Genomic DNA, 6,646 nt, shown 5'->3' on the forward strand with positions numbered 1-6,646 from the left:
CGCGTGTGTCGCATCGGGACGTGGCGCAGCTTGGTAGCGCACTTGACTGGGGGTCAAGGGGTCGCAGGTTCAAATCCTGTCGTCCCGACTCTGTGGAGTCGTAGGTTCAGGGGCCGTACCGGAATCATCCGGGACGGCCCCTCGATCTTTTCCGGGGGATGGGTACGGGGACCGCTCCGGCCGGTCAGAAGCCGGCCGCTCGGGCCGCCGTGTACACCTCGGCGGACACGTCCTTCAGTTCCTGCGCGTCGCGTGCGGCCCAGGAGAGGTCGACCAGGAACTCGTCGAGGCCGATCCCGTCGTACGCCATGAGGTCGGTGACGATCTGCTCGACGTCGCCCTGGAAGGGGCGGCGGTCCGGGCCCTCGTATCGCTTGGCGGTGTAGTCCGGGTTGACGCGGACCACCGTGCGCAGTGGCAGGGTGCGGCCCCGTTCGGCGGCTAGGTTCTGCAACCGGCGCCAGCCCTCGGCCACTTGGGCGGGGCCGTCGGCGTACGGCAGCCAGCCGTCGGCGTGGTCGACGAGTCGGCGCATCGCGCGCGGGCTGTTGGCCGGCACCAGGATCGGGATCGGGCGGGCCGGCTTCGGGCCGACCACGGCCGAGGCGATCCTGGTGATCGGGCCTTCCTCGTAGACGACCGGGTCCGGGCCCCACACCGCCCGGCACACCTCGAACACCTCGTCCATGACCTTGCCGCGCTCCTCGAACGGGCGTACTCCGGCGGCCGCGTACTCGTCGAGGGACCAGCCGCTGCCCAGGCCCGCGACCACCCGGCCGCCGCTCGCCGCGTCCAACGTGGCCAGCGACTTGGCCAGTTGGAAGGGGATGTGCAGCGGGGCCACCAGTACGGCGGTGCCCAGCTCGGCCCGCTCGGTGGCCGCCGCGGCGAGGGTCAGCGTGACCAGCGGCTCGGCCACGCCCCGGTAGGCGTCGGGCCAGGGCAGGCCCGGGACGCCGTACAGGGGCTGGGTCTCGGGTTCCGGGAACAGGGCGCGTTCGTACACCCAGAGGCTGTCGTATCCGATCTCTTCGGCGGCGCGTGCCACATCGGGCACGTCCTTGCCGAGGTCGTACTGCCGATTCTGCGGGAGACCGATGCCGAGCCGGGTCATGCCGGTGTGCTCCTTCGTCATTGGTTGCGCGATCAGATGAGAGGCCGCGGTCCACGGCAGCGCTCCGGCGGGTGACGCGTGGCCTGGGGCTGCGCGCGTCACCCGCCGGGGGAGGAGCGGTCAGTGCTTGTTGACGGCCGAGGCCCAGTCGAAGTTCACGCCCATGTCGGAGTACATCTTCGAGTAGCCGACGAAGCAGTTGAACGTCGTGACCTTGCCGTTCTTCAGGTACCAGAAGTCGGCGGTCGGGGCGTCGACCTTCTGGCCCTTGCCCTTGACGACGCCACCCGTCGGCGCCTGGAGCTGACCGTCGAACGTGCCCTGGATCGACAGCTCGATGCTGACGGTGTCGCCGTTCACGGTGATGCGCTTGAGCTCGCGGTGGACATCGGAGAAGAGGCCCTTCATGTACGGCAGTACGGCGCCGAGCGCCTCTCCCCGGTAGGCCACGCCGGGGACCATGTCGTTGAAGACGCCGTCCTTGGTGAAGCTGTTGACGAAGGTCGGCACGTCGATGTGGTTGCCCTCCGCCACGTAGTAGTCGCGCAGGACGATCGCGAGGTTGGCCTTCTCGTGCTTGGTCAGGTGCCGGTCGGTGAGCGGCAGCTTCGCCAGTTCGCGAGCGGTCAGGGGGGCGGGGGCCGCCGTACTGCCATGGGTCGAAGCGGTGTTGGGGGAAGAGCTCGCGGCCTGGGACGGCAGCGCGGCGATGGTGAGACCACCCAGGACAGCTATCGCGGTCGCGGCGGTGATCGACTTCCGGCTGAGCAGCTTCATGACGTGTTCCTTCAGGTTGGTTCTCGGGAGCAGGGATCCGTCGCAACGGGCCCTGCCGGGCTCTTGGTAAATCAAACGCTCGCTTGAGATTATGAACGGACGCGCAAGCTGTCAAGCGACTGTTTGAAATGTGTGGTCGCGCGGTCCCGGGGGTGTGGGTGCGGAGGGTGGGGATCGTTTGACGATCTACTTAAACATCTGATTGAATTGATGCGTGATGTCGGTGAAGAAGACGGACCTGCGCCGAGAGGCCGGTCAGCGCACGCGGGACGGCCTGCAGACGGCCGCCCTGGAACTGCTCGCGCAACGGGGCCAGGAGGGCGTGACACTCCGCGAGATCACGGAGCGCGCCGGAGCCAATGTCGCCGCGGTGAGCTACCACTTCGGGTCGCTGAAGGCGCTGTGCGACTCGGCGATCGAGCACGCGCTGGAGCGGTATCTGGACGCGCAGATGCTGGCCCTGGACTCCCTCGGGCCCGCCGCGACACTCCAGGAGTTGGCGACCGCCTTCGCCCGGCCGATGATGCGCGCGCTGGCGGCCGGCGGCGAGGACCTGGCCGTGATGCGGACCGTGGCGCGCGTCGGCATCGAGCCGCCCCAGGGGTGGGAGCGGCTGAACGAGAAGTTCGACCTCAGTCGCCGCATGGCCCTCCGGGTGCTGACGCCGAACCTTCCGGATGTCGGCGAGGAGGAGCTGATCTTCCGTACGCGCTGCGCGGCCGGCCTGCTGAACTGGCTCGCCCTGGCGCCGATCGGTGCCGAGCTGGCCACCCTGTCCGCCGAGCAGATCGAGCGGCAGCTGGTTCCTGTGGTGACGGGGGCGTTTCGCGGGGATGCGGCGCCCGTCGGCTGAGCGGGCCAGGCGCACCTTCAAGAGGCTTCCGCGGGCGTGCGTAACCGCGTTCGTGTTTGACAAGCGTCTCTCAATAAATGAAACTGAATTCACCTTCACTGATGGTGGTTCATGACGATCGGAGAGACCATGCCTGACACGCCTTCCGCGCCGGTGATCCCGCTGCCCATCGCCACCCGCGTCTCGCCGCCCGACCTCGCCGACAGCACCCTGCTGGACATCGACCCGGAGCCGCAGATGTCCCTCGGTGAGGTCGAGGTGGACGTCCGTGACGACATCACCTACAAGACCGTCGAGCTGCCCGATGGGGAGTCGCGCGAGCTGAAGTACGACATCGTGCGGCCCGCCACCGACGAGCGACTGCCGCTGGTCGTCTACCTTCCCGGGGGCGCGTTCCTGCGGTGCAACAAGGTCATGGCCTTCGATCTGCGCCGGCATGTCGCCGAGTCTGGCTTCGTCGTCGCCAGCGTCGAATACCGTGTCGCGCCCGACGGCGCCACCTACCACGACACCATCCACGACGTCCGCGCCGCTGTCGCCCATCTGCGCCTGCACGCCGACGAGTTCGGGATCGACCCGAGTGCGGTCGCCGTGTGGGGGGAGTCGGCCGGCGGTCATGTGGCGGCGCTGACGGGCACCACGAACGGTCTCGCCGAGTTCGCCGAGGGCTCCGACCCGTCCCCGCTGGGACAGGTGCAGGCCGTGGTCGACGGTTTCGGCAGCTCCCAACTCTCCGCGATCGCCGATGACTTCGACGAGGAGGCCCAGCTCCACTACCGGCACAAGCCCACCCACTTCTCGGCCTACCTCGGCAAGCCCGGCGCGCTGTTCTCCGACATCCCCGACGCGGTGCGTGCCGCGGATCCGGCCGCCTACGCGACCGCTTCGGCACCGCCGTTCCTGCTCCTGCACGGCAGCGCTGACGTGATGGTCTCCCCGTCCCAGACGCAGCACGTGCACCAGGCACTGCTCGCCGCCGGGGCCGACAGCACCCGTTACGTCCTGAACGGCGCCAACCACGGCGATGTCGCGTTCCTCGGACTCGTCGGCAGCGGCCTGCCCTGGTCCTCGGCCACCACGATGGGCATCGTCACCGAGTTCCTGCACCGCCATCTCGACCGCGCCGAGGCGTCGGCGTAGAACCGTCCGGCCGCGCCCAACTCCCTGAAGTGGGGCGGCCGGTCGGGAAGACAGCTCCTTTCCTGGGTCGTTGAATGCTCTGGCGCGGTCGGTGTGTGGCCATCCGAGGCGTGACCGCCCACAGGCTGGTCCGAGCGGGGAAGAGTGGTGATCACGCGATGCGGGCGGTGCGGTTCCACGAGTACGGCGGGATCGATGTGCTGCGGGTGGAGGAGGTCGAGCGGCCGGTGCCCGGCGCCGGGCAGGTGTTGGTCGAGGTCCGCGCGGCCGGGATCCAGCCCGGCGAGGTGATGATCCGCGAGGGCGCGCGGCACGGACGCTGGCCCTCGACGTTCCCCTCCGGGCAGGGCAGCGATCTGGCCGGCGTCGTCGTGGAGGCCGGCCCGCAAGTGCGGGGCTTCGCTGTGGGCGACGAGGTGCTGGGCTTCACCCACAACAGGGCGAGCCACGCGGAGTTCGTCGTGGCCGACGACGTACAGCTGGTCTCGCGTCCGGAAGGGCTGCCGTGGGATGTGGCCGGGGCGCTGTACGTGGCCGGTACGACGGCATACGCCACCGTGTTCGCGGTGGACCCCGGTCCGGCCGACACGGTCGTCGTGTCCGGTGCGGCGGGCGGTGTCGGGTCCCTTGCCGTGCAGCTCGCGCGGCGCCGCGGTGCCACGGTGATCGGGGTGGCGAGCGAGCGCAACCACGCCTGGCTGAAGGAGCGCGGTGTCGTCCCGGTCGCTTACGGGAAGGGCGTGGCCGAACGGGTCCGGCAGGCCGCAGGAGGCCAAGTGGACGCGTTCATCGACACGTTCGGCGACGGATACGTGGACCTGGCCGTGGAGTTGGGCGTGCGGCCCGAGCGGATCAACACGATCCGCGACTGGGAGGCCGCGGCCAGGGTCGGGGCCAATACCTACGGCGAAGGCGCGGCGGCGTGCGCGGTCGTCGTGGGTGAACTGGCCCGACTCGCCGCGCGCGGCGAGCTGGAGGTGCCGATCGCCCGCACCTACCCCCTGGAGCAAGTGCGGGACGCGTACCGCGAGTTGGAAGGGCACCACACGCAGGGCAAGATCGTGCTCCGGCCCTGAGCTCGGCCGGCCCGGTGTCCGGTCAGGGCCTGACCAGCAGTTGGAAGTCGAACGCGTACCGGGACGCCCGGTAGATGTGCGCCCCGTACTCGACCGGCCGGCCGGTGTCGTCGTACGCCGTGCGCTGCATGGTCAGCAGGGCGGTGCCCGCCTTCTCGTCGAGGCGGGTCGCCTCCTCCGGGGTGGCGGAGCGGGCGCCGATGGTCTGGCGGGCGCTGTGCAGGGTGATGCCGGCGGTGCGCATCATGCGGTACAGGCCGGTCGACTCCAGCCGGGCGCTGTCCAGTTCGAGGAGGTTGGCGGGCAGGTAGTTGCAGAGGAAGGCGACCGGCTGGCCGTGGGTGCAGCGCAGCCGTTCCAGGGCGACGACCTCGCTGCCCTCGGCGATGCCGAGCGCGGCGGCGACGTCCGGGGTCGCCGTGACGCGCTCGTTGCGCAGCACCTCGGTGGTCGGTCCCTGGCCCGCCGCCTCCAAGTCGTCGTAGAGACTGCTGAGTTCCAGCGGTCGCTTGACCTGGCTGTGCACCACCTGGGTGCCCACCCCGCGGCGGCGCACCAACAGGCCCTTGTCGACCAGGGACTGGATGGCCTGGCGGACGGTGGGTCTGGACAGGCCCAGGCGCATCGAGAGATCGATCTCGTTGCCCAGGAGATTGCCCGGGGCGAGGATCCCGTGCTCGATCGCCGCCTCCAGCTGCTGTGCGAGCTGGTAGTAGAGCGGCACCGGACTGCCCCGGTCCAGGGCGAAGTCCAGCGAGTGGAGCGCGGGGGCGGTCATGGCACGTGCGGGGTCGCCGGCCTTGGCCATGGAGGTACCTCCCTCGAAAGAGATCTGACGGCAGGTCAGGAGTGGCTGGGGAAACCGAGGTTGATGCCCGCGTCGGCCGGGTCCGGCCAGCGCGTGGTGATGACCTTCCCCTGGGTGTAGAAGGCGATGCCGTCATTGCCGTAGACGTGCAGGTCGCCGAAGAGGGAGTCCTTCCAGCCGCCGAAGGAGTGGTAGCCGACCGGTACCGGGATCGGCACGTTCACGCCGACCATGCCCGCCTTGACCTCCAGCTGGAAGCGGCGGGCGGCGCCGCCGTCACGGGTGAAGATCGCGGTGCCGTTGCCCCAACGCGAGTCGTTGATCAGCTTGATGGCCTCGTCGTACGAGTCCGCGCGGACCACCACGAGGACCGGGCCGAAGATCTCGTCCTTGTACGCGTCCGCCGTCAGCGGCACCCGGTCAAGGAGCGACACTCCGAGGAAGAAGCCGTCCTCGTGGCCCTCGACCGAGTAGCCGGTGCCGTCGACGACGACCTCGGCGCCCTGCTCGGCGGCCGACGTCACGTACGAGGCGACCTTGTCGCGGTGCTCGCGGGTGATCAGCGGGCCCATCTCGGAGGCCGGGTCGTTGCCGGGGCCGATGCGCAGCTTGCCGGCGCGCTCGGCGATCTTGGCGACCAGCTCGTCGCCGGTGTCACCGACGGCGACCACGACGGACACGGCCATGCAGCGCTCGCCGGCCGAGCCGTAGGCCGCGTTGATCGCCTGGTCGGCGGCGAAGTCCAGGTCGGCGTCGGGCAGGACGAGCATGTGGTTCTTGGCGCCGCCCAGGGCCTGCACGCGCTTGAGGGGGTTGCGGGAGAGGAACAGGCCGAAGACCGGGGGCTTGGTCTGGAGCATCTCCAGGCGCCCTCCGTC

At 69.8% G+C, this 6,646-nt stretch carries 7 protein-coding genes and 1 tRNA gene; 4 read left to right on the forward strand and 4 right to left on the reverse strand.

Translation table 11 applies throughout. The features are described 5' to 3' along the window. Positions 1 to 14: 14 nt before the first annotated feature. A tRNA-Pro gene (locus tag ACWDR3_RS46725) sits at positions 15 to 88 on the forward strand. Between the two features lie 96 nt (positions 89 to 184). Here the strand turns inward: ACWDR3_RS46725 and ACWDR3_RS46730 are convergent. Together ACWDR3_RS46730 and ACWDR3_RS46735 are read right to left on the reverse strand one after the other, a co-directional pair. Further along, positions 185 to 1,135 (reverse strand): LLM class F420-dependent oxidoreductase, encoded by a 951-nt coding sequence (locus tag ACWDR3_RS46730; RefSeq protein ID WP_450358788.1) that lies wholly within the window; start codon positions 1,133 to 1,135, stop codon positions 185 to 187. 99 nt (positions 1,136 to 1,234) lie between these two features. Continuing rightward, positions 1,235 to 1,891: a nuclear transport factor 2 family protein gene (locus ACWDR3_RS46735; protein WP_450358789.1), complete on the reverse strand. Its 657-nt coding sequence runs from the start codon at positions 1,889 to 1,891 to the stop codon at positions 1,235 to 1,237. 217 nt (positions 1,892 to 2,108) lie between these two features. Between ACWDR3_RS46735 and ACWDR3_RS46740 the strand changes: the two genes are divergently transcribed. From ACWDR3_RS46740 to ACWDR3_RS46750, 3 genes are all read left to right on the forward strand, one after another. Beyond that, the gene (locus tag ACWDR3_RS46740; RefSeq protein WP_450358793.1) at positions 2,109 to 2,744 is read left to right on the forward strand and encodes a TetR/AcrR family transcriptional regulator; all 636 of its coding nucleotides are present in this window, start codon (positions 2,109 to 2,111) and stop codon (positions 2,742 to 2,744) included. Positions 2,745 to 2,873: 129 nt separating this feature from the next. Continuing rightward, positions 2,874 to 3,884, forward strand: a complete 1,011-nt coding sequence (locus tag ACWDR3_RS46745; protein ID WP_450358790.1) for an alpha/beta hydrolase fold domain-containing protein — start codon at positions 2,874 to 2,876, stop codon at positions 3,882 to 3,884. Between the two features lie 158 nt (positions 3,885 to 4,042). Then, positions 4,043 to 4,960 carry an NADP-dependent oxidoreductase gene (locus ACWDR3_RS46750; protein WP_450358794.1) on the forward strand — a complete coding sequence of 306 codons (918 nt, stop codon included), beginning with the start codon at positions 4,043 to 4,045 and terminating at the stop codon, positions 4,958 to 4,960. Between the two features lie 22 nt (positions 4,961 to 4,982). Here the strand turns inward: ACWDR3_RS46750 and ACWDR3_RS46755 are convergent, their stop codons facing one another. Continuing rightward, positions 4,983 to 5,768 carry a GntR family transcriptional regulator gene (locus tag ACWDR3_RS46755; protein ID WP_450358791.1) on the reverse strand — a complete coding sequence of 262 codons (786 nt, stop codon included), beginning with the start codon at positions 5,766 to 5,768 and terminating at the stop codon, positions 4,983 to 4,985. A gap of 35 nt (positions 5,769 to 5,803) precedes the next feature. After that, positions 5,804 to 6,646, reverse strand: an 843-nt coding sequence (locus ACWDR3_RS46760) for an aldehyde dehydrogenase family protein (RefSeq protein WP_450358792.1), incomplete at its 5' end; no start/stop codon positions are given.

The sequence above is a fragment of the Streptomyces sp. NPDC001002 genome (assembly GCF_053599215.1).